General features: G+C 51.1%; 15 protein-coding genes, 1 pseudogene and 1 riboswitch. Of the genes and pseudogenes, 9 read left to right on the plus strand and 7 right to left on the minus strand.

All coding sequences use genetic code 11. The features are described from left to right. Window positions 1-279: 279 nt before the first annotated feature. Window positions 280-1,245 (plus strand): annotated as a pseudogene (locus ABJU74_RS00215) (Ppx/GppA phosphatase family protein); the annotation flags it as partial. A 13-nt stretch (window positions 1,246-1,258) separates the two neighbouring features. Next, the gene (locus ABJU74_RS00220; protein ID WP_348385549.1) at window positions 1,259-1,924 is read left to right on the plus strand and encodes an RlmE family RNA methyltransferase; all 666 of its coding nucleotides are present in this window, start codon (window positions 1,259-1,261) and stop codon (window positions 1,922-1,924) included. Between the two features lie 93 nt (window positions 1,925-2,017). Here ABJU74_RS00220 and ABJU74_RS00225 read toward each other — a convergent pair whose 3' ends face one another. From ABJU74_RS00225 to ABJU74_RS00235, 3 genes are all read right to left on the minus strand, one after another. After that, a complete protein-coding gene (locus ABJU74_RS00225; protein WP_348385550.1) occupies window positions 2,018-2,776 on the minus strand; it encodes a DsbA family protein in 759 nt (252 codons plus the stop codon). Window positions 2,777-2,898: 122 nt separating this feature from the next. Continuing rightward, window positions 2,899-4,215, minus strand: a complete 1,317-nt coding sequence (locus tag ABJU74_RS00230; RefSeq protein WP_348385620.1) for a M48 family metalloprotease — start codon at window positions 4,213-4,215, stop codon at window positions 2,899-2,901. Window positions 4,216-4,421: 206 nt separating this feature from the next. Next, window positions 4,422-7,112, minus strand: a complete 2,691-nt coding sequence (locus ABJU74_RS00235; RefSeq protein ID WP_348385551.1) for an Rne/Rng family ribonuclease — start codon at window positions 7,110-7,112, stop codon at window positions 4,422-4,424. A 534-nt stretch (window positions 7,113-7,646) separates the two neighbouring features. Between ABJU74_RS00235 and ABJU74_RS00240 the strand changes: the two genes are divergently transcribed. The 3 genes from ABJU74_RS00240 (at window position 7,647) to lepA (ending at window position 13,533) form a co-directional block, all read left to right on the plus strand. After that, window positions 7,647-8,891, plus strand: coding sequence for an N-acetylmuramoyl-L-alanine amidase (locus tag ABJU74_RS00240; protein ID WP_348385552.1), 1,245 nt, complete (start codon window positions 7,647-7,649; stop codon window positions 8,889-8,891). Between the two features lie 130 nt (window positions 8,892-9,021). Then, window positions 9,022-11,562 carry a PBP1A family penicillin-binding protein gene (locus tag ABJU74_RS00245; RefSeq protein WP_348385553.1) on the plus strand — a complete coding sequence of 847 codons (2,541 nt, stop codon included), beginning with the start codon at window positions 9,022-9,024 and terminating at the stop codon, window positions 11,560-11,562. 165 nt (window positions 11,563-11,727) lie between these two features. Beyond that, window positions 11,728-13,533 carry a translation elongation factor 4 gene (gene lepA / locus ABJU74_RS00250; RefSeq protein ID WP_348385554.1) on the plus strand — a complete coding sequence of 602 codons (1,806 nt, stop codon included), beginning with the start codon at window positions 11,728-11,730 and terminating at the stop codon, window positions 13,531-13,533. Window positions 13,534-13,838: 305 nt separating this feature from the next. Here lepA and ABJU74_RS00255 read toward each other — a convergent pair whose 3' ends face one another. From ABJU74_RS00255 to ABJU74_RS00265, 3 genes are all read right to left on the minus strand, one after another. Further along, on the minus strand, window positions 13,839-14,615 hold the full coding sequence (locus tag ABJU74_RS00255; protein WP_348385555.1) for a class I SAM-dependent methyltransferase: 777 nt from the start codon (window positions 14,613-14,615) through the stop codon (window positions 13,839-13,841). A gap of 268 nt (window positions 14,616-14,883) precedes the next feature. After that, complete coding sequence (locus ABJU74_RS00260) at window positions 14,884-15,774, minus strand: DUF481 domain-containing protein (protein ID WP_348385556.1); 891 nt, start codon at window positions 15,772-15,774, stop codon at window positions 14,884-14,886. 198 nt (window positions 15,775-15,972) lie between these two features. Next, the gene (locus tag ABJU74_RS00265) at window positions 15,973-16,695 is read right to left on the minus strand and encodes a hypothetical protein (RefSeq protein ID WP_348385557.1); all 723 of its coding nucleotides are present in this window, start codon (window positions 16,693-16,695) and stop codon (window positions 15,973-15,975) included. 154 nt (window positions 16,696-16,849) lie between these two features. Next, a riboswitch (cobalamin riboswitch) is annotated at window positions 16,850-17,050 on the plus strand. Window positions 17,051-17,183: 133 nt separating this feature from the next. Here ABJU74_RS00265 and ABJU74_RS00270 point away from each other — a divergent pair. The 4 genes from ABJU74_RS00270 to ABJU74_RS00285 are packed head-to-tail and all read left to right on the plus strand — an operon-like array spanning window position 17,184 to window position 21,748. After that, window positions 17,184-19,085 carry a TonB-dependent receptor gene (locus ABJU74_RS00270; protein ID WP_348385558.1) on the plus strand — a complete coding sequence of 634 codons (1,902 nt, stop codon included), beginning with the start codon at window positions 17,184-17,186 and terminating at the stop codon, window positions 19,083-19,085. After that, window positions 19,018-20,010 (plus strand): ABC transporter substrate-binding protein, encoded by a 993-nt coding sequence (locus tag ABJU74_RS00275; protein WP_348385559.1) that lies wholly within the window; start codon window positions 19,018-19,020, stop codon window positions 20,008-20,010. The genes ABJU74_RS00270 and ABJU74_RS00275 overlap by 68 nt, the downstream gene beginning before the upstream one ends. Further along, the gene (locus ABJU74_RS00280) at window positions 20,007-20,975 is read left to right on the plus strand and encodes an iron ABC transporter permease (RefSeq protein ID WP_348385560.1); all 969 of its coding nucleotides are present in this window, start codon (window positions 20,007-20,009) and stop codon (window positions 20,973-20,975) included. The genes ABJU74_RS00275 and ABJU74_RS00280 overlap by 4 nt, the downstream gene beginning before the upstream one ends. Then, entirely contained in the window at window positions 20,975-21,748 is a 774-nt protein-coding gene (locus ABJU74_RS00285) for an ABC transporter ATP-binding protein (protein ID WP_348385561.1), read from the plus strand. Before ABJU74_RS00280 ends, ABJU74_RS00285 begins: the two co-directional genes overlap by 1 nt. Here ABJU74_RS00285 and ABJU74_RS00290 read toward each other — a convergent pair. Next, window positions 21,740-22,408, minus strand: coding sequence for a VTT domain-containing protein (locus tag ABJU74_RS00290; protein WP_348385562.1), 669 nt, complete (start codon window positions 22,406-22,408; stop codon window positions 21,740-21,742). The genes ABJU74_RS00285 and ABJU74_RS00290 overlap by 9 nt on opposite strands. Window positions 22,409-22,441: the final 33 nt, after the last annotated feature.

Consider the following 22,441-nt stretch of genomic DNA (forward strand, 5'->3'; position numbering starts at 1 on the left):
CAAGGTTTTTCAAATCTCCGAATTGCGAGGGTGAATGACGCTAAACTCTTGCACATCGGCCGTGCTGTGGTTATCTCTGTTGGCAAGTACCGGCGGTATTATCCGATCCGGAGAAATATAAGAGTAACGGTTATGGTGGATGACAAGTCCCCATCGCCGCAACAACGGAACGGCGGAAAATCCGCAAGGACAGACCGCCCGAAACATGCGGCGACAAATAGAAATGGGAGTCGAAATGCGTCTCCCGCCCGGCAAAATGGCGCCCGATGGCCCAAATTGCGTTCCTATGCTGCTATTGATTTGGGCACTAATAACTGTCGGTTATTGGTTGCAAAACCGTCGTCTGATGGATTTATCGTGACCGATGCCTTTTCCCGCGTGGTGCGTTTGGGTGAAGGGTTAGTGGAAACCGGTCGGATTAGTAACCGGGCCATGGACCGGGCGGTTGCGGCTTTGTCCATCTGTGCGGATAAATTGAAACGGCGCAATGTGACACTGGCGCGCTCGGTCGCCACCGAAGCCTGTCGCCGGGCGAGCAACGGCGAAAAATTTATCGACAGAGTGCGCCGCGAAACCGGTATTGCCCTGGATATCATCACTGCGGAGGAAGAAGCGCGTCTGGCCGTTTTGGGCTGTCAGATATTGCTCGAACCCGGGCAGGGGCCGGCATTGATATTTGATATTGGTGGTGGATCCACGGAACTGGTCTTGGTTGACACCTCGGGGGCAGCGCCGGAAATTATTGATTGGTTGAGCGCGCCCTGGGGTGTTGTCTCGTTGACCGAAAGCGAAAAATATGACGGCAATGATCCAGCGGCGCGGGAAGTAGCCTATAATAATATGCGGGCCCGAGTGACCAATAGCTTTGCTGAGTTTGCCAGCCGATTGCCGCATAGTGATGACAGCGATTATCGCTTGTTAGGCACAAGTGGTACCGTCACAACATTGGCGAGCCTTCATCTTAAATTGCCGCAATATGATCGCAAAGTCATTGACGGTTTGATCGTTCCGGCTGAATCAATGCGCGATATTAGCGCAATGCTGGCTGGCTGTTCACCCGGAGAACGCGCGGAAATTCCGTGCATCGGCAAGGAACGGGCTGATCTCGTTGTAGGCGGCTGTGCTATTTTGGACTCCATTCTGGATATTTGGCCAGCGAGCCGAGTGGGCGTTGCTGATCGTGGTATTCGGGAAGGGATTTTGCGTTCCTTAATGTCTTCCAACGAAAGAAAGCGTGGAACATGAAAAGGACAATATCATGAGCCGCGGTCGATCAGGACAAAGACAACGGGTGAAAACCGCTAAGGGACGGAAAATTGGTTCGACCCGTTGGCTCGAGCGGCAACTAAATGACCCCTATGTCAAACAAGCGAAAGCGGATGGCTATCGCTCCCGAGCGGCGTACAAGATTTTGGAACTGGACGAGCGTTTCAAATTTGTCCGCCAGGCGAAAGCGGTTGTCGATCTAGGCATTGCGCCAGGAGGCTGGGCGCAAGTCATTCGTAAATTTGTTCCCCAAGCCAAAATTGTCGGCATTGATCTGCTGCCTGTGGATGCCATTGAAGGTGTGACGATTTTCGAAATGGATTTCATGGACGACAGCGCGCCGGACAAATTGCTCGACGCCTTGGGAAGCGCGCCTGATCTTGTATTGTCGGATATGGCTGCAAATACTGTAGGGCATCAGCAAACGGACCATCTACGGACCATGGGCCTGGTTGAAGCAGGGGCTCATTTTGCGATTGGAAACCTGCGAGAAGGTGGTGCATTTGTCGCCAAAGTTTTGGCCGGCGGAACAGACAATGAATTGCTCGCCTTGCTTAAAAAATATTTCAAAACGGTGAAACATGCCAAGCCTCCGGCGAGCCGGAAAGGGTCGTCCGAATGGTATGTCGTGGCTCAAGGCTTCAAGGGGCGCAATTAGCCAAAAAAATGTGAGCTTCGCTGCAGTAAATCAGCGGGCTTAGGGTCAATGACCGGCAGTATTCTACACGGCGGAAACAGCACCCTTTTCGGTCTATTTTGAACCGCGGGCCTTTGCGATCATCTGTTTCAATCCGTCATAGCCCACCGCACCGACTTCCGTCTGATTACCCACAACAAAGGCTGGGGTGCCAGTAAATTGCAATTTGCGCGCTACTTCTATGTTGTTTTGCAATTCTTTCTGGGCTTCTGGCGTCGCGATAAATTTCCGTGCCTCAGCTAGATTGATTCCAACTTCTTTGGCCGCGCTTTCAATCGTGGATGGCGTCGGGCGTCCGGTTGCGAACATTGTTTTGTGAAACGCAAAATATTTACCTTGCTTGGCCGCAGCCAGAGCCATGAGTGCCGCATCATTACTGGCCTCGCTCAATATCGGAAGTTCGCGAAATACGACTTTGATATTTTTATCTTCCTTAAGCACGCGGTCAATATCGGCCGTTGTTTGTTTGCAATAAGGACACGCAAAGTCAGAATATTCCACAACCACGACATCACCATTGGGATTGCCCGCGAAAGCCGCATTGGCAAAAGGAGCTTCAATGTCGGTGCGAATTTCATTAATCGCAGCTGATTTTTGCCGGTTTTGCAATATTTCTACGGCTTCTGGGATGATCTCAGGGTTTTTGAGAATATAGTCGCGAACAATTGCCTCAATCGCGGCTTGTTCCCTGGAATCGATGCCAGCGGCCAATGCGGCCTTGGCGGCATCATCGCTGGCGGTTGCACCGCCTGTTTGCATGAACCAAATGCCCGCTGCCGCTGCAATGGCCAATCCGCCTCCCGCCATAAACATCCACTTTCTATTCTTATTTTCCACATGTCACCATATCAAAGGGTTTGGAACTCCTTGTCGGAGCTTCGTGCATTTGTCCACAATTGTTACAGGAAAAGTCGGATATTGATCGGTGCTATCGATTACCGCCGGCGGTTGCCCGCGCGCTCAAATTCGCTTTTTGCGATCAATGAAATATCTTGTGCGCGGATCCATTCGGGCGTGTTTTCCTTAATGCCTGCCATCGCTATTTGGGAGCTGCGAATAGCGCTACCATAATTGCGTTCGAGCAGTGCGCTTTCAGCGGTTGCCAATTGCGCGCGTGCAGTATCGCCTTGCTGCGAATAGACGACGCCTAATTGATACCAGGCAAAAGGATTGCGATTGTCTTTGACAACCGCAGCTTTCAAGACCCTTTGCGCTTCTTCGAAATGCGTCTCATCCTCGGTAGCGACTAACGCATGGCCAAAAAGGCTGGCAATGAGAGGTTGATTATTGGTCAATCGAACCGCTTTGCGAAGGGATGCGATGGCTTCTCGAGGCTTTCCGGATTCAAGTAAAATTTGGCCATGCAACTCTAGAAAATAGGGGTCGTTGGGTGCTTGTTTAAGGAGATTATTGACCTCCATCAACGCGCGTTCAGGATAAGCGCTTTTGTGCCACGCATAGGCCCGTGCATAGCGGGCTGGAACGCTTTGATCGCTTTCGGGAAAAGTGCGAAGGGTAACCGTGGGCTCATTGGTAAAGCCAAGCAATTTGGCTTTGACGCGTTGGAAGCGTTTTTCGATATCCGGATCCGGCGGTGTTTCCCAAGCGGGATCTGCTTGGTAGACGTCGCGCAATAAGGTTACACGTTCGCCGGATAAAGGGTGGGTTCGACCATAGCTGTCTTCTTGCGGAATACCGAGACGGAATTCATAATTTTGCAGCTTCTTGAAAAAATCAATCGATCCCTTGCCGGTGATCCCAGCAGCAGACAAATAGCGCGCACCAGCTGAATCTGCGCTGCGTTCTTGAACGCGGCTAAAGGCCAGAAATTTTCCGGTGGCGGCTTGTTGGCCAGCAGCCAATATTCCAGCGCCAGCGTCGCCGGCACCTGCCGCAATGGCGGCGGCCCCAAGGATCAGGCTCAATATTGTAATGCCGGTTGCGGTCTTAATGCCTTCGTCAAATCTGATGATATGCCCGCCGGTAATATGCCCCAATTCATGGGCCATAATGCCTTGGATTTCGACAGCAGAATCGGCTGCTGCAATTGTCCCAGAATAGAAGAACATTCTTTGGCCGCCGGCGACAAAAGCGTTAATCTGACTGCTGTTGATGAGGATCACTTCAACATCTTTGGCATCCAGTTCAGACACCGCAACCAGCGGCGCGACCATATCGCTAAACAAAGCTTCGGTTTCCGCATCTCTCAGTATCGATTGGGCGGCCACGGGCTGTACGGTGATGGCGACCATTGCTAGAAATGCCGTGATTACTTGTCCCAGATGAGACAAAGACAAGGCCGAAAAAGGCCTGTTTCTCTTAGCGTTGGGCGATGCCATGAATTTCCCTTGGATAAAGCTTTAGCAAATATGCCTCCTATTGGCAGACCAAGGCTTAACGTCCGATGAAATCCCAACCGGCTTCCACGCATTTCTGCGCAAAAGCCGGAAATATGAGATCACCCGAACGTGCGTTGCCACCAACCAGCGCGCGGAGCACCTGCTTTTTCATCAGTAGCCGGTTCCGCTGCGGATTTTGGCGATTTGTCCTCGGTTGTTTTCTTGGCCGCCGTTTTTTTGGTACTCGCCTTTTTGGCCGCTGATTTGGGCGCAGCTTTTATAGCTGGTTTCTCGGCTTTGTCAGGCGTTTCGGACGGATCCGCGGCGACTTTTTTTGCTTTTGACCGCGTTGTTTTTTTGGCGGCGGGTTTATTTGCTTTTGCTTCTTCGCCCGCTTCGGCCGATGCGTCTACATCGTCAGCCGATGCTTTCGTTTTGCGCGGTGCACGCCTGCGCTTCGGTTTATCTTCCGCATCCTTGGTCGCCGCATTATCTGCGTCTTCCGTCTCTGCGGGTTTGTCGGAAACGGCCTCTGTTTTTTTGCGCGAACGACTAGCGCGTTTAGGCTTTTCTGCGCCGTCAGTTGCCTCAGCTTGCGCTGTTTCCTTTTCGACGTTGCTTTCATCAGTGGTTTTGCGGTTGCGTCCACCACGGGCCCGTTTGGCCTTTGGTTTCTCATCCCCTTCCGATTGGGTGTCGCCCTCTGCATCGGCGGCGGGTGATGAAACACTATCCTCTGATGGGGTCGCATTTTGACCTTCACCGCCGGCGCTATCGTTTTTCCGGTCAGATCCGCGTCCTCGTCGTCCGCGTCGTCTCCGTTTTTTGCGCGGACGCTCTTCCGTTTCATCCTGTTCGGCCGCAGTGTTTACGTCATCGTCATCATCATCATCGACAATGGGCTCGAATTTGGGCGCGTTTTTAGGCGGCCCACCCGAACCTTTAACTTCCATCCGGGCGCCTTCCACTTCGCCATCCGGTGTTATCTCCACGGTAACGCTGTAGCGTTTCTCTATGTCATCAATTTCATGACGTTTGCTGTTCAGTACATAGATGGTTGCTTCTTGGCTGGCCGTAAGGGTGATTTTGCTGGCTTTGCCCTTAGCCGCTTCTTCTTCAATCAAACGCAAAGCGGATAAGGCGGAGGAAGACGCCGTACGCACGAGTCCGGTACCTTCACAATGCGGACAGATTTTGGTGGACGCTTCGAGTACGCCGGTCCGCAAGCGTTGGCGGCTCATTTCCAGCAGTCCGAAGCTCGAGATGCGGCCGACCTGAATGCGCGCTCTGTCATTTTTGAGAGCATCGCGCATTGCGCGTTCCACCTTACGGACATTGCCGTGACGATCCATGTCGATAAAATCGATAACCACAAGGCCGGCCATGTCGCGCAAACGCAATTGCCGCGCGATTTCTGCGGCCGCTTCCAAATTGGTTTTAACGGCAGTGGCCTCAATACCATGTTCTCGGGTGGATCGTCCGGAGTTGATATCTATTGACACCAGCGCTTCCGTCGGATTGATTACCAGATAACCGCCAGATTTTAGCTGCACTTCTGGTTGATACATGGCCGAAAGCTGATCTTCAGCGCCATAGCGTTGGAACAGCGAAATGGGATCGGCATAGCTTTTGACGCGCCGGCTATGGCTTGGCATCAACAATTTCATGAAACTCTTGGCTGCGGTATAACCATCCGCACCTTCCACCAGAACTTCCTCTATCTCCCGATTGTAAATATCGCGAATTGCGCGTTTGATAAGATCACTATCGCTGTGGATCAGTTTTGGAGCAACAGCGCCTAATGTATTTTCGCGCACTTCGTCCCACAGGCGAGCGAGATAATCAAAATCGCGTTTGATTTCGGGTTTCGTTCGGGACAGACCAGCGGTTCTCACAATACAACCCATTGTCGTGGGCAGATTGAGATCAGCGATAATAGTCTTTAAGCGTTTGCGATCGCCGGCATTGTTGATTTTCCGGCTGATACCGCCACCATGAGAGGTGTTCGGCATCAATACGCAATAGCGCCCGGCGAGACTGAGATAAGTCGTGAGTGCAGCGCCTTTATTGCCGCGCTCTTCTTTGACCACTTGAACCAATACAACCTGGCGGCGTTGGATAACATCCTGGATTTTATACCGCTTGCGCAACGCCATGCGTTTTTGGCGGGCTTGGTCGCTGGCTTTAGCGACATTGCCTTTTCCGCCGCGGCCTCCGCGCCCGCGATTACGGCCTTTTCCGCGTCCGCCCCGGCCTTTGCCCTTGGGCTCTTCTTTTGGAGCTTCGTCTTCCGTTTCAGAAGGGTCTTCTTCTCCTTCTTCATCTTCGTCATCCGCATCATCGTCATTGGATTCTTCAGCCGGCACTTCGCCTTCTGTTACATCAATCGTATCAACGCTTTCGTCTTTTTCGACATCTTCAACCGCATCATCCAGTTCTTCAGTTGCTTCCGATGCGATAACATCAGCAGGGCCTTCGCCTTCTTCTTCTTCCCGCTCACGCAATTGCTGTTCTTCAGCGGCATGTTCGGCTTCTTCGGCGAGCAGGCGCTCCCGATCTTCTTTCGGAATTTGATAATAGTCGGGATGAATTTCGCTAAAGGCAAGAAAACCATGCCGATTGCCGCCATAATCGACAAATGCAGCTTGCAGCGAGGGTTCTACTCGCGTGACTTTCGCTAGATAAATGTTGCCTTTTAGCTGTTTATGTTCTGAAGATTCGAAATCGAATTCTTCAATTTTGTTCCCTTTTACGACCGCCACTCGGGTTTCTTCCTGGTGGCGCGCGTCGATTAACATGCGCGTTGTCATTAAATATACTCCTGGCATGGCGCGGCGGAAATGCTCCCGGCGGGACCATGCAATATAAAAGGGACGACGTCTTCTTGCGCGCTGCCAAATTAGGGGGAGCGGGCGGCGTCATCCGGTTAAGTTCAAATGTCTTTGAAAATATTGTGTCTGCGACAAATGCATGGCCCGGGCCAGTAGCCAGGGTCTTTCCGTCTGTGGAAACGCTTCCCTTTGGAAGAGTTTCTGAGCCGGAGATGTCATGCCTCATGTCGCTTCAACCTCTGTGCGCTGGATCATTTTCCAGCCTAGATTTTGCTGTTTCGAAAAATTTTCGAACAACAGAATTCATGTGCTAGCACCGCAATAACAAATCGGCAACACAAACTATCACCGGATTGGACTACGATAATCCTGCATCTGTCTCGAAGAGATAAGTCTATCCAATTTATAGTAAATTTCCTGTTAACCATCTCATTTTACGGGGGATTACGATTATATGCTTAATGGGTTTTTTACCGCGATTGGCGGGGAGTAACCAAAGGCAATATAGTCAACATGAATTTTCACTGGACCGATATAGCAGCCGCATTGCATAAGGCCGCTATGCCCTTCGCTGCCATTTTAGCCTCTTCGCTTCTGACATTGAACGCCGCAAATGCCGGCTCAATCAGCAAAATTGACGCGCGTGATGGGTTAATTACTGTCTCTTTTGACGGATTTGTCGAAGGTGCCACAACATTTTCTTTGGCTGGCCCGGATCGCATTGCGATCGACGTGAAAGGTGGCAAGGCCGGACGCGGTGGCTATGCAGCCGGTATGATAAAGTCTGTGCGGCAAGGCCAATATGAGCCAAATATTGCACGAATTGTGTTTGATCTCGACCGTCCCGCAGTGATCACTGGAGGCGGGTTTACCGCTGATGGTAAAAGGCTCAAACTGCGCTTGCAGACCGTGGGTGATAATGCCCTTGCAAAGGGGCGCAAGTCCTTCGTGCCGCCGGCTCAATTCCGCGCTGAACCGCCAAAAAATAGCTATAGTGTGAAGGTTCCTCTCGGAAAACCGCAAGATAAGGTCGCTTTACCAAAAGTATCTGGACCGAAAGACCCCAGCCGGCCCTTGGTCGTGATTGATGCTGGCCATGGCGGTCATGATCCAGGCGCGATTTCACCCCATGGTAGCCAACGTGAGAAAGACATTACGCTAGCCATTTCACGTGCGGTTCGGGATCAATTGGTTGCAAGCGGCCGCGTGCGCGTTGCCATGACCCGTAACAGCGACAAATATCTGGTTTTGGAAGAACGTTATGGAATAGCGCGCCGCCTCGATGCCGACTTGTTTATTTCCATTCACGCCGATGCCGCTGGCAATCAATCGGCGGCTGGAGCGACAGTCTATACTTTGTCGGAAGTCGCCTCTGACCGGGAAGCAGCAAAATTGGCGGCACGAGAAAATCGCTCAAACATTATCAATGGCGTCAATCTGGGCGCCTCTAATCAGGATGTATCCTCGATATTGATTGATCTCACGCAGCGCGAAACGATGAATGTATCGGCTGATTTTGCGAAATTGCTGATCCGCGAAGGGCAACGGTTGATCAAATTTCGCACCAATCCGCATCGGTTTGCATCCTTGGTGGTTCTCAAAGCACCGGACACACCATCTGTGTTGTTCGAAAGCGGCTATCTGACCAACAAAGAAGACGTCCAATTGCTCAGCTCCCGCGCGGGACAAACCAAAGTGGCCATTGGTATCGCAAATGCGATCGAAGCCCATTTTGCGCGGAAACTTGCGCAACGCTAATTGATTGCGGGTCATTTGCGCGGTTTCTGCTGAATTTTTGGTTTATCTTGTTTGTTCGAAGCCGAAGTGACAAAATTTTTCGTCGATAATCGCTGGAAAATGCTACTGATAGTGCTAGATAGCGCTGCATATGGTCGAAAATACACCCGATAATTCAGGCGCGGACGCTACCGAAAGTCTAGCATATAAGCTGGAACGCAATACTGGCGGTTTTTTTAACTGGCTGGATAAGCTTTGGCAGAAGCGTTTTTTCCGCCTTTTTCTGGTGTTTGTCGCGCTTTGCCTGATCGGTTGGTTATTAATCTGGGCGATTTTTGCGCGCGACTTGCCGGACGCCAAAACGTTGCAACAATATGAGCCGCCCTTGCCGACAATGGTTCGGGCCTATGATGGTGAACCGGTTCACAGCTATGCGCGCGAACGCCGCGTTCAATTGGAATATGCAGAATATCCAGCGCTTTTGGTTCGTGCCTATCTCGCTGCCGAAGACCGCACATTTTTTGAACATGGCGGTTTGGATTATCCCGGGATTGCCACGGCAATTGTCACGAATATTTCAAATAGCGGGCGTCCGGTGGGCGCTTCGACTATTACCCAGCAAGTGGCCAAAAACCTCTTATTGACCAATGAAGTTTCTTATCGCCGCAAAGTGCGGGAAGCCATTCTTGCCTATCGCATCGAGGAAGTGTTGACCAAGCAGGAAATCTTGGAACTGTATCTCAACCAGATTTTCCTGGGCCGCAATGCCTATGGCGTACAAGCCGCGGCACAAGCTTATTTTGGCAAGGATGTTGATGAGTTGGCTTTGCACGAAATGGCTTATTTGGCGATTTTGCCCAAAGGCCCTTCCAACTATCGTCCAGAAAAAAATGAACAGCGCGCGGTTAATCGGCGAGATTGGGCCTTAGGCCGGATGTTGGCCAATGATTGGATAACCCAAGCCCAGCACGACCGTGCTGTCGCTCAGCCTTTGGGTGCGATCCGTTCTCGTGGAGCCCGGTTCGAGCGGGTCGGTGGATATTATATTGAAGAAGTGCGCCGCCAATTGATCGAGCAGTTCGGCGAAAATGAAGAAGCGGGGCCTTATAGCGTCTATTCTGGCGGCCTATGGGTGCGTACGTCTCTCAATCCGGAGTTGCAGCAATATACTAAAGACTCGCTGCGCAACGGCTTGCTGCGATATAGCCGCGGCAAGGGTTGGAGCGGACCGATAAATAAAATTGAAATTGATGACAAATGGTCGCAACGTTTGGCTTCAACCTTTATCCGTACGGATTATGCCGATTGGCGGATTGCGGTCACTCTCAACCGCCAAGGCAATGGAGCTGAGATAGGCTTTACGGACGGTACGACGGGTCGACTAAACGGCGCGCCGAGCAAGTTGAAATCTGGCGACATTATTGCTGTCAGTCCAGCAGGCGGCAGCCGATACGCTTTACGCAATGTTCCCAAAGTATCCGGCGGTATGGTCGTACAAAACCCGCGCAATGGCCGGATATGGGCGATGCAAGGTGGTTTTGATGACCGTATGAGTTCGTTCAACCGAGCGACCCAAGCCGAAAGACAACCTGGATCGACGATCAAACCCTTTGTTTATGCTACAGCTCTGGATCAGGGCATGACACCAGCAACAATCATCGTCGACAGTCCATTTTGTGTTTATCAGTCCGCCGCTTTGGGCCGAAAATGTTTCCGAAACTTCGGCGGGGCCCGCGGTGCCGGTGAACAGACTTTGCGTTGGGGGGTTGAGCAATCCCGCAATCTGATGACGGTGAGAGCGGCCAATGACGCTGGCATGGACAATGTGGTCAACACAATCAAAACCATGGGAATTGGTGATTATAAGCCTTATCTGGCGTTCGCGCTGGGTGCTGGTGACACAACAGTGGCAAAGTTGACAAACGCTTATTCGATGCTGGTCAATCACGGCCGGGAGCTGCAACCCACGGTGATTGATTTTGTCCAAGATCGAAAAGGCAAAGTGATTTTTCGTGCGGACAAACGTATTTGCGAAAATTGCAATCAGGATGAGTGGGATGGCGAAACCATGCCGCGGCCAAGACCAGCTGGCAAACAGCTGATGGACCCGATGACGGCCTATCAAATGGTCAACATTTTGGAAGGGGTCATTACGCGCGGCACAGCCCAGAATTTGAAAAGCTTGAACCGGCCGCTCTTCGGCAAGACCGGAACCGCCAGTGGTCCAACCAATGTGTGGTTTGTCGGCGGATCGCCTGATATGGTCGCTGGTGTTTATATGGGATTTGATCAGCCTTCCAATATGGGCGGTTATGCACAAGGCGGCACGCTTGCTGCTCCAATTTTCAAAGAGTTCGCGCAAAAGGCAATGGCCGGAATGCCAAAAACTCCCTTTGTTGCACCCCGCGGCATTCGCATGGTTCGAGTGGATCGTAAGAGCGGGAAGCGGGTATTTGGTGGCTGGCCTTCGGATGATCCGAAATCTGCAGTGATTTGGGATGTTTTTAAACCGGAGACCGAACCCAGACGCTCTATTCGCAAAGAAGAGCTGCTCGCGAGATTGGAAGCGCGCAAAGCCCAATTGCGGGCGGCGAAGCTAGCCGCGCGGAACCGAGACAATGGGGAAGGGCGAAGCAATCGTCCCGCGCAAAATGACAATGACTTCCTGCAGGATGAAGGCGGCATTTACTAGCGGGACAGATGCTTTGATTGGCTTTGGCTTTTCGTGGCTAAAGCCTCGGTTGAGAGCTTGGATAGGCCGCGAAACGGTCTCGCAATTGATCGTACTATAAGGTTAGCACGTATTTTGCACGTTTCCCTGCTGACAGCGATCAAAACCCCTGCTATCGGCCCGGCTATGACCAATCGTTCCCACATCCGAAATTTCTCGATCATTGCCCATATCGATCATGGTAAGTCCACTCTGGCTGACCGGCTGATCCAATATACCGGTGGTTTAACCGAGCGAGAAATGAGCGAGCAAGTGCTCGACAATATGGATATTGAACGCGAGCGGGGCATAACGATCAAGGCGCAAACTGTACGCCTAAATTATACCGCAAAAAATGGTGAAGCCTATGAACTCAGTTTGATGGACACGCCGGGCCATGTCGATTTTGCTTATGAAGTATCCCGCAGTTTAGCTGCCTGCGAAGGGGCCCTGTTGGTGGTTGACGCGGCGCAAGGTGTAGAAGCGCAAACGCTGGCTAATGTTTATCAGTCGATTGAACATGATCACGAAATTCTGCCTGTTCTGAACAAGGTTGATCTTCCCGCAGCGGAACCCGAGCGTGTGCGCAATGAGATTGAAGAAATTATCGGTCTTGATGCGTCTGAAGCTGTACTGGCTTCCGCGAAATCGGGTATTGGCATTGAAGATATACTCGAACAAATAGTCGCGAAAATTCCACCACCGGGTGGCGATCGCGAAGCGCCGCTCAAGGCTATGTTGGTCGACAGTTGGTATGATCCTTATCTCGGTGTGGTGATTTTGGTTCGTGTGGTCGACGGCGTTTTGACCAAGGGCCAACGGATTAAATTTATGGCGCAAGGCACCGAGCATCTCGTTGATCGTGTCGGCTGTATGAGCCCCAAAATCGAACAACTGCCGGAACTGGCCGCCGGTGAAATTGGGTTCATTACAGCACAGATTAAAGAAGTGTCTCAAACCGCGGTTGGTGACACGATTACGACCGTTAAAGGCGGCGCGGATGAAGCTCTTCCCGGATTTAAGGAAGTGCAATCGGTTGTTTTTTGCGGCCTGTTTCCAGTTGATGCCGCTGATTTTGAAAAATTGCGGGAAAGCATCAGCAAATTGCGCCTGAATGACGCGAGTTTCTCGTTTGAGATGGAAACCAGTGCGGCCTTGGGGCAAGGCTTTCGTTGCGGTTTTTTAGGATTGTTGCACCTTGAGATTATCCAGGAACGCTTGACCCGGGAATATGATCTGGATTTGATCACAACCGCGCCCTCTGTTGTTTACCGCATGGTGATGAATGACGGAACCGAGCAATATCTTCACAATCCAGCAGATATGCCAGATGTCGTAAAAATTTCGGCTATTGAAGAACCTTGGATTGAGGCCACTATTTACTGCCCCGATGAATATTTGGGCGGTATTCTCAAGCTCTGTCAGGACCGCCGGGGCGTTCAAAAAAACCTCACCTATGTCGGTGATCGCGCGCAAGTCGTTTATGAGCTGCCGCTTAACGAAGTCGTATTCGATTTTTATGATCGGCTTAAGAGCATTTCCAGAGGCTATGCGAGCTTTGATTATCATCAGGTTGGATTGCAAACGGGTGATCTGGTTAAGATGAACATTTTGGTCAATGGCGATCCTGTTGATGCATTGAGCATGATCGTGCATCGCGATGCTGCTGAATCGCGTGGACGGCATATGTGCGAAAGGTTGAAAGACTTGATTCCACGCCACTTGTTCAAAATTCCGGTCCAAGCCGCCATTGGCGGAAAAGTAATCGCTCGGGAAACTATTGCCGCGATGCGCAAGGATGTTACGGCAAAATGCTATGGCGGGGATATTAGCCGGAAGAAGAAGCTGCTCGATAAGCAGAAAAAGGGTAAAGCCAAGATGCGGGAATATGGCAATGTATCCATTCCGCAGGAAGCCTTTATTGCTGCTTTAAAAATGGGTGACGAGGGCTAAGTAAACTTCTGTAAAACATTTCTTAATGCATTTTCCAAACCGTCAAAACTAATGTAAAGCCGCCATTAATTGGGTCGTGCCAATATCCTTGGGGGGAATATGTTTGGGCTGTTTGAAAAGCCGGAGCGGCGCGCGAAAGACAATCTTGAATTGCGCCATTTGCGGACAAAATATGGTGAGGAACTCATAGAGGTCCTCCAAAAGCGCGTCAGTGATCAGACGATGCAGGAACGCGACCGTCGTCATTGGAAGCGTATTTTGAGAAAAGCCCGGAATTCTAGGCTGCAATAGCAGCTGACCCTTGCCTACATTTTTAGTTCACAAGGCTTTATCTTGCCGGGTAAGGGCGCACTGCCGACAGGACGAAATCGCGCAAAATAGCCGCCAAGCTCGGGACGTTCCATAAATCCTATCAGTTGATATCCGACAGCTTCAAATTCGCAAAATAACTGTTTGGGCGCGATCCCATGTTGCGCGAACGGTCGGTCGACATCCACAACAATGACTTCGCCGCCATCATAATCTCCACCATTGCTGTCAGAACTAATAGCGGGACGAAGCCTGGATAGAAAAGCATAGGGCTCCCGGACTTCGTGATACATGTGAACGAGGAACACCCGATCAAAACTGTCTTTTGGCAATCTTGGATCGTCCGGTGCGCCCAGTTTTATCGAAACATTATCCAATGCATCGCGCGCTACGCGATCGGCGAGGCGTTTGATGGCCTCTTGATCAATATCCTGAGCAAGTACGCGTCCATCCGCTCCCACTTTCTCAGCAAGACGAACCGTATAATAGCCTTCACCGGCGCCGATATCTGCAACCGTCATTCCTGGCTGAATCCCCGCAGCCTTCATAATCTCCTCAGCTTCTCCAACGGTATCGCGTGCCGTTTCCGTCGACCATTGATTGCCGGCCAAAGCGGATACGGGACGCGAAGCCGGTGGATAGGCACGGGCCGTTTCTAACCGATCAGCATCGGCATCGGGTATTCGCTTGCAACCGGTCAGCACTAAGCTGACTGCTAGAATGGCCGTCGCCCAAGACGACAAAGAAACCGAGTGAGAAAAATTTTTGATCATGAAAAGCGATTTAGGCGAGGCTGACCTCAGGGGCAATGATATTCATCGGCGCCCAATAATCGGCTTATATGCATTCTTGACTGCTTTAGTCTATCACATTCGCGGTATTGGTTATCAATCGAATGATTTTTCTATGTCTTGCGCTGATCACGCCGCCCTCTATTGACCATGATCAAAGCGGCTCGCCGATCCTAGATGCAGAATCGCTCAAGCACTGGACCGCTACTAAATCCTGTCTCATTTCTTTGCCGAAAACGTGCAAACGGTATTAGAATCCAAAAACAAGCGTGGCCCGGGTTAATGTATCCGTGCTTTTCAAGCCAAGAGGCGGGTTGGTTTCATGTTCGAGCTGATAGGAAAGCCGCGCCGATAGCTTATCGCTTAGCTTAGCGTCTAATCCGGTCAGGGATGTATAGGTGCTGTTCCCAGATTGCACATATGCCGACAAATCTTGGGTAAATGTAATGGCTGGATTAATTTTCCAAGAATAGTTGGCTGCGGCCAGTCCGGCTATATCAGAGGTAGAACCACCGCCGATAAGGTTGGTTTTGCGCCACGCGGGGCCGGCTTTTACATCAAGCTGCATCTTGTCGGTTTTGATAACGCTATATCCCAAGCCTCCCGACAATGTGTAGCGCGCACTAAATCCTTGGAAGCGATCGCGCTCATATTGCGCGAGGCCATAAGCGAAGAGGCGATCATTAAACTTGTAATTTGGTTCGAGAGCGACCAGAAATTGTTCTCGGTCCGTGGTGCCATTGGTTCTCTGGTAATCGGCGATCGTCCGGAACTTATATCGCCATTTCTCGCCTTCTTTGGTCAAGTTTATTCCCGCCGTCACACCGACTGAACTCGTGTTGCCGCTTGATTGAAAGCCGCCGAGCTGGCCTGACCCTTCCCAGTTATCAAAAAGGCCGCCTTGTTTTTTGGCTGCTTCTGCTTCTGCAGCTTCAGCGGCCACTGCGGTTTTATAGGATTGGATTTTGATCGCTGTGTCGCTTTCAGCGGGCACATATTTTGCAATTGCATCCAGTGCTTCCGTGTCGCCACTAGCGATGGCACTTTCAACAATTTCTTCGATGGAAGGCGCGGTTTGAGCCATGGCCGTAGCCGAAATCAGCAAGGAGCTGGCGATGGTGGATGTGGCGAGCGTTTTCATTTTCAACCTTCGATCTATGCAATGCAACAGTGCATCTAACGGTCGGTGTAGCTCTATTGTCCCCAGTTTCACGGAAATAATGCGGCTATTTGCAAGTTTTTACGGCTTTGCTTGACTAGCAAATTTACGTCAAATACCGGACAAATTGGAGGAGAGTTAGATTGTATATCAAGGCAGCAGTATAAAGAACTTTATTGCTTAAAGGACATATCCATATGTTTCCGCCATTTCCAATAATCGGTCATATTCCGGATATTCTTTGATTCGGTCACTAATATCGTCAAGCGGGTTATCGACTACCGCTCTTCTGGAGTTTGAGTTACTAGAACGGTTCTTTTCGATATAAGTGAGATCTCGGCCAAGCCAATTCGATAGATTGTCAATATTTTCTGAAAGCTTTTCGATCTGAAATCGCTTGTCCGTGATTAGCTCACATCGCTGATTCCATTCAATATACCATCGTAAACTGCTCTGGAGAGGATCGTCGCTGAACTCAAAATGCTCTTTTGCAAATGTATAGAATGGCATTCTTTGATTTTGTATGTTTTCATCGAACCAACCCAAATTATAAGTCGATAGAATGACTTTATGAGGATGCCTAACCTGATGAATTGCAACTATGTCCGGATCCGGAAGAAAGGGCACAGCCAACCACGAAGAATCTCCCTTACAATGAATGCCTCGTTCTGGATTTCTTAGTTTCGGTCCCTCTGGTGTAAAGTAAGCTTCGTGTGAACATTCATAACCCGAAGCCTTGAACATTTCAGCGACATAGGTACTCCCTGAACGCCCCGTCCCGATGATCGCAAATTCCGGTTTTTTGGCCATCAAAATATTGACTACACGGTAGAACGAAAGTGCTAAGGGAAGGATTGGAGCCGGCAATGCTTCACGAACAGTTCTCAAGTTCAAGTTCATCATTTGCATCCAATAAAATTCGGTCACGGTTTAAAATGGGACCAAGTCTTGCACTCAATATTCAATTGCTCAAAGTCATTCTGACCTTAGCGGCCGCCTATCAAGCTTTTTCTTTACTGTAAATTTATTTCCCTTGCCCGGCGGCGGGAGGGTCGGTAAGGCCAGCGCTGCTACAGGTTCTCGGAGACGAGATCAAAAGGGAATTCGGAAGAGACGCGATGTCTCGTGCCGAAGCTGCCCCCGCAACTGTGATTGGTGAGCTGATCTGTCAAATCCCACTGGACCATGTGTCTGGGAAGGGGGCAAATCCAGCATCGACCCAAGAGCCAGGAGACCTGCCCGTAGCTGTCGTTCTATCATGCGGACGGGGTGTGCCATATGATCGAGGGATTCCTCGCGTGGCGACGATTACCATCGGGCTGCGCATGTGGGAGTCTCCACAGGCATCAATATGCGTGGCCTTTTTGAATGATTGTCAAAAAGGAAATATCGTGAATTATAAAATCTCAAAACCATCATTGTCGGCATTGGCTTTATTGTTAGGCGCGCAGCCCATTTATGCTGAGGCGGCAGAAAACGGCTCCGAAGATGATGTGATCATTGTGACCGCAGGTCGCACGGAACAAGGATTGTCACAGACCGGGCAGAGTGTTTCGGTACTCAATGAGGACCGCATTGAGCGTCTACAAAGCGTCACTGTGACAGATCTGCTGCGTCTTGTTCCGGGTGTAACCATCAATAGCAATGGCGGCGTGGGCACCGTGAGCGCGGTCAATATCCGCGGCGGTAACTCTAGCCAGACGGTTGCTTTGATCGATGGCGTCAAAATTAACGATCCTGCTTCGCCAGGAGGCGGATTTGACTTTGGAAATTTGTTGACCGGGAACATTTCCCGGATCGAAGTGCTCCGTGGATCACAATCGGTAATCTGGGGCAGCCAGGCCATTGGCGGCGTGGTCAATATTATCACCCGCGAACCCGGTGACGATTTGGAAATCAACGCTCGTGGAGAATATGGATCGCGTGACAGCGCGCAACTGGTCGGCAATGTTTCGGGGACATTCGGACCCATCGCGGCGAGTATTGGCGCGGGCTATTTCTCCACTGATGGATTTTCAGCCTTTAATAGCACGCGCGGCGGCGTGGAACGGGACGGCTATGAAAATTTTGGTGCCAACGGTAAATTGCGCCTGACGATTAATGACGAGGTCTCGGTGGACTTGCGTGGCTATTATTCTGATGGCCAAACGGATATCGATGGATTTACACCGACATTTCAATTTGGTGATACGCCGGAAACCAGCGATACGGAAGAATTTGTTGGCTATGCCGGTTTAAACGTTGCCTTGCTCGACGGCCGGTTCCGCAACCGTTTTGCCTTTGCCTACACGCGGGTTCAGCGAGACAATTTTAATCTCGATTTTCAGACATTTGAATCGCGCGGTGAGAATGAACGGGTCGAATATCAAGGGATATTTGACATTTCCAATGTCTTTGGCGCGACATTTGGAGCAGAGGCAGAGCGGTCGAGTTTCACTGCAATCAGCTTTGGAACCGTCACACCCGAGCAAGATGCCAGCCTGACCAGTTTTTACGGGCAATTGCGGCTATCACCGCTGGAGGGGTTGACTGCCAATGCCGGTCTGCGTTTTGATGATCATAATAGCTTTGGCGGCGAAGCAACATTTGCTGGTGATATCGTCTATAGTCCGAACAACGGAAACACGACATTACGAGCCAGCTATGGCGAAGGGTTCATAGTCCCGTCATTGTTCCAACTGTTTAGTGATTTTGGCAATCAATTGTTGCAACCCGAAACCTCAAAAAGCTGGGATGCCGGCATTACTCAGTTTTTTGCAGACGGCACGTTGGAATTAAGTGCGACCATATTTCGCCGCAACAGCCGCAATTTGATCGACTTTGTTGGCTGTCCTATGCAAACGGGCATCTGCGTCAATCGGCCATTTGGAACCTTTGACAATGTGGGCAGAGCAAGGGCGCAAGGATTGGAATTAGGCGTTGTTGCACGACCGATCCCGGCATTGACCATTGCCACCAATTATAGCCTGATTGATGCTGAAAACAGAGATACTGACCGCCCGTTGGCGCGGCGTCCTCGCCACAGTATCAATGCGTCGATCGATTATGATTGGGCAGTGGGATTGAAAACTGGCGCGACGATAACACATGTCAGTTCCAGTCTCGATAATGCCTTCGCGACCGCTGATACGCCCGGCTATATATTGGTCGATCTCAGAGCGGCTATGCCGGTAACAGACAATATCGAGCTTTACGGTCGGATCGAAAACCTGTTTGATGAGGAATATGAAACGATATTCCGTTTTGGAACAGCTGGTCGTTCGGCCTTTGCTGGAATTAGATTGCGCTATTAAGATGCATCAAGTGGCCGCTCGATCTTCTCGCTTGTTCTTGTTTTTCATGGCAAGCGGCTGGTTGGCGGCCGCTGCATTGCTGCTATGGCCTGCGGCACTAGCGGATGCTCAAGTCTTCACGCGGGGAACCTCCGTAGCCCCGCCGAAAAACCCCCAACATATCGTATCGATCAATCCCTGCGCAGATGCCTTGTTGATGCAATTGACAGAGCCGAGAAATATTCGGTCGATTAGTCACTATTCCCATGATCCCCGGGCAACGTCTATTCCTATTGCACAAGCCCTTCGGTTTTCTGCAACATCCGGCACGGCCGAAGAAATTATAGCGATGCGGCCAGATTTGGTTATCGCCAGTTCTTATGTCGCGCCAGCAACAGAGCGGGCGTTAGACCGTCTGGGCGTAGCAGTGATCAAGCTGTCCATCCCGCAAAGCGTAGCGGAGAGCCAACGGCAAATTTCTGCGCTGTCTCAAATTCTCGGCTCGCCTGCTCGAGGGAAAAATTTAAACCGTCGGATTTCGCAAGCCATTGCAAAGGCTAGGCCGGCAGATCAAGATTTTGTTCCGGCTTTGATTTGGCGCAGTGGCGGGTTGGTTCCAGGCAGCGATACTTTGCCAGATGAACTGCTGCGGCTGACTGGCTTCGAAAATCGCAGCAAGACTTATGGCCTTACACAATGGGATATTTTGCCATTGGAGCATTTGGTCGCCCGGCCACCGACGATATTGTTTTCGAATATCGAGAACGGAAACGCACGGGCGCGCCATAAGGACCGGATGCTCTATCATCCTGTATTGGATAAGCTGACCAACCAAATCACCATTGCAGAATATCCCGGACGATTGTTGAATTGCGCTGGCCCTTCTTTGATTGAAGCGGCCAACATAATGGCAGCCGCTCGCCGGAAGTTGCGGAGAGGCAAATGAGCGGTTGGCGCCTGAATGGACTTTTGGCCGCGGCCTTGATCGTGAGCATGCTCGCATCCCTAACAGCGGGTAAAATATGGGTGCCCCCTCATAGCTTGTGGAGCGATGACCTCGGCGCGCTGATCATTTTGGAATTGCGCATTCCTCGGACATTGCTCGGAGCCCTTATTGGAGCCGCTCTCGGCATGGCCGGAGCGACAATGCAGGGGTATCTTCGAAACCCATTGGCCGATCCCGGAATATTTGGCGTCTCCAGCAGCGCAGCGCTCGGCGCAGTCTGTTCGCTCTATTTTGGCTTTGCCACCAGCGCCTGGCTATTGCCCGCATTCGCGTTGACAGGAGCCGGACTGGGTATGGGGCTCCTGGCCTTGTTGTCGGGACGGTCAGGTAGTTTGATTTTATTCACTCTCGCCGGTGTCATTTTATCCAGTATTACAGGTTCATTGACCTCACTGATGATCAGTTTGGCCCCGACACCTTTTGCAACGGCTGAGATTGTAACCTGGCTGATGGGCGCCCTAACAGATCGGAGCTGGAACGACGTTTGGATGGCCGCTCCGATTGTCGCCGTGGGTATGCTGTTTCTTGCATTTACCGGCCGTTCCCTCGATGCCTTAACTCTGGGCGAAGATGCTGCGCGCTCTATGGGTGTTAATGTCCGCCATTTACAATGGTTGGTCGTATTGGGCGTTGGTCTCACTGTTGGCGCATCTGTTGCCGCGGCTGGGATAATTGGCTTTGTTGGTCTTGTCGTTCCTCACCTAATGCGACCCTTTGCCGGGCACAAGCCATCTGCATTGCTCATTCCATCTGCCTTAGCTGGTGCCTTATTGCTGGTCGCCGCCGATAGCTTCGTCCGGATATTACCCAGCGTGAGTGAATTGCGATTGGGCATTGCAATGTCCTTGCTCGGGGCTCCGTTTTTTATGGGCTTATTGTTCAAAATGCATCGGGAGCTGGCATAATGACTCTTGCCTTTGACCGCGTGACCCTAAAATTACGCGATCGGACAATATTGGATAAGGTAAGTGGCACGTTTCACCCCGGGCGGGTAACCGTCATTTTGGGAGCCAATGGCGCGGGCAAAAGCACGCTTTTATCCTGTCTTGCTGCCCTCAGGAAACCGCAAACTGGAACCATAAGCCTGGATGGCGAGGCTTTGCTTTCCATTAATGGGAGACGACGAGCGCAGCTTGTTGGTCTTCTGCCACAACGGCCAGATATACATTGGAATGTCGATGTTAAAACCGTCATTGCATTGGGTCGGTTGCCATATGCGGGGCGTTGGGGCCTGAACAGTGAGGATCATCAGGCGATAATATCCGCCATGCAATTGACCGACTGCGAGACATTGGCGCACCGAAAAATTATGCGTCTCTCCGGAGGGGAGCAAGGGCGCGTTTTATTGGCAAGAGTCTTCGCCGGAAAGCCCAAATGGTTTCTTGCGGATGAACCCTTAGCCAGCCTCGATCCCGCTCATCAATTTGATGTGCTGGAACGGCTTCGCGCTTATGCGGTTGCGGGCAATGGCGTTGTTGTTGTTCTGCATGACCTTACCCAGGCTGCGCGGTTTGCGGATGATGTGATAATTATCAAGGACGGTCAGATATTAGCGGCAGGCGCAAGGGAAAAAGTCATGACTGCCGACATATTGGCGCAAGCATATGGCGTTGATGTACAAATTGATACGGCGGCAAATGGAGAGCCTTTGGTGGTTCCGATTGGCCTTCTACCGTAGATCAGGACTGGCGTATTTTTTCTGATAGCGGTGATATCCAAACCATCCGATCCATAATAATCCATACAGAGCCAATATTGCAAAGATCGCCGGTTGCGGATCGTTAAACGTGCTCACCGATCCAGCATAAACCGCAATCGCCACATAGGGCAACGTACCGAGCAGGAAAAACATCAAGTAACGCAAGATCGGCATTCCGGTTGCGCCGGCTAGGCAAGCGGTGACTTCTGGAGCCATGGGCAGGGACCGTGCGAGCATGATCATTGCCGGACCATTTCTGGAAAATGCTTCTGACAGATCCCTCCGTTCGGTGTCGTTCTTGGCCAGAAACATCAACGCCCGATCGCCAAATTTCGCGCTTAGGCCATAGCCGGTGAGCATGGCCAAGGTGAGGCCCGCCATTCCAGCAGCTGCCCCCACGGGAAATCCCAAGAAGAATCCAGCCAATAACAGGGTCGCCAGAGTAGGAATGGATAAGATAATGTCAGTCCACAGCAGCAAAAGGATCGCAGCGAAAATATAACCGGGATTGACTTGCCGGGCCGCCGAAAGAAGCGCGCGTATCTTTTCAATCGTTAGCAGATCAAAGGTTCGGCCCAGCAAAAATATCGCTACAAATATCAATGTTAAAATTGCCATGATTTTGAGCAGTGGTTTCATTCTCAATCATATCCTGAACGCAAGATGTTCATC

This window comes from Parasphingorhabdus sp. (assembly GCF_039982415.1).
Lineage (GTDB): Bacteria > Pseudomonadota > Alphaproteobacteria > Sphingomonadales > Sphingomonadaceae > Parasphingorhabdus.

What these genes read in the sequence shown, in the direction of transcription:
- ABJU74_RS00225 (WP_348385550.1), bottom strand. Translation starts at nt 2,776, where the DNA reads ATGTTTATGGCGGGAGGCGGATTGGCCATTGCAGCGGCAGCGGGCATT.
- ABJU74_RS00275 (WP_348385559.1), top strand. Translation starts at nt 19,018, where the DNA reads ATGAAACGATATTCCGTTTTGGAACAGCTGGTCGTTCGGCCTTTGCTG.
- ABJU74_RS00260 (WP_348385556.1), bottom strand. Translation starts at nt 15,774, where the DNA reads ATGAAAACGCTCGCCACATCCACCATCGCCAGCTCCTTGCTGATTTCG.
- ABJU74_RS00245 (WP_348385553.1), top strand. Translation starts at nt 9,022, where the DNA reads ATGGTCGAAAATACACCCGATAATTCAGGCGCGGACGCTACCGAAAGT.
- ABJU74_RS00285 (WP_348385561.1), top strand. Translation starts at nt 20,975, where the DNA reads ATGACTCTTGCCTTTGACCGCGTGACCCTAAAATTACGCGATCGGACA.
- ABJU74_RS00265 (WP_348385557.1), bottom strand. Translation starts at nt 16,695, where the DNA reads ATGATGAACTTGAACTTGAGAACTGTTCGTGAAGCATTGCCGGCTCCA.
- ABJU74_RS00290 (WP_348385562.1), bottom strand. Translation starts at nt 22,408, where the DNA reads ATGAAACCACTGCTCAAAATCATGGCAATTTTAACATTGATATTTGTA.
- ABJU74_RS00235 (WP_348385551.1), bottom strand. Translation starts at nt 7,112, where the DNA reads ATGACAACGCGCATGTTAATCGACGCGCGCCACCAGGAAGAAACCCGA.
- lepA (WP_348385554.1), top strand. Translation starts at nt 11,728, where the DNA reads ATGACCAATCGTTCCCACATCCGAAATTTCTCGATCATTGCCCATATC.
- ABJU74_RS00280 (WP_348385560.1), top strand. Translation starts at nt 20,007, where the DNA reads ATGAGCGGTTGGCGCCTGAATGGACTTTTGGCCGCGGCCTTGATCGTG.
- ABJU74_RS00220 (WP_348385549.1), top strand. Translation starts at nt 1,259, where the DNA reads ATGAGCCGCGGTCGATCAGGACAAAGACAACGGGTGAAAACCGCTAAG.
- ABJU74_RS00230 (WP_348385620.1), bottom strand. Translation starts at nt 4,215, where the DNA reads ATGGTCGCCATCACCGTACAGCCCGTGGCCGCCCAATCGATACTGAGA.
- ABJU74_RS00255 (WP_348385555.1), bottom strand. Translation starts at nt 14,615, where the DNA reads ATGATCAAAAATTTTTCTCACTCGGTTTCTTTGTCGTCTTGGGCGACG.
- ABJU74_RS00240 (WP_348385552.1), top strand. Translation starts at nt 7,647, where the DNA reads ATGAATTTTCACTGGACCGATATAGCAGCCGCATTGCATAAGGCCGCT.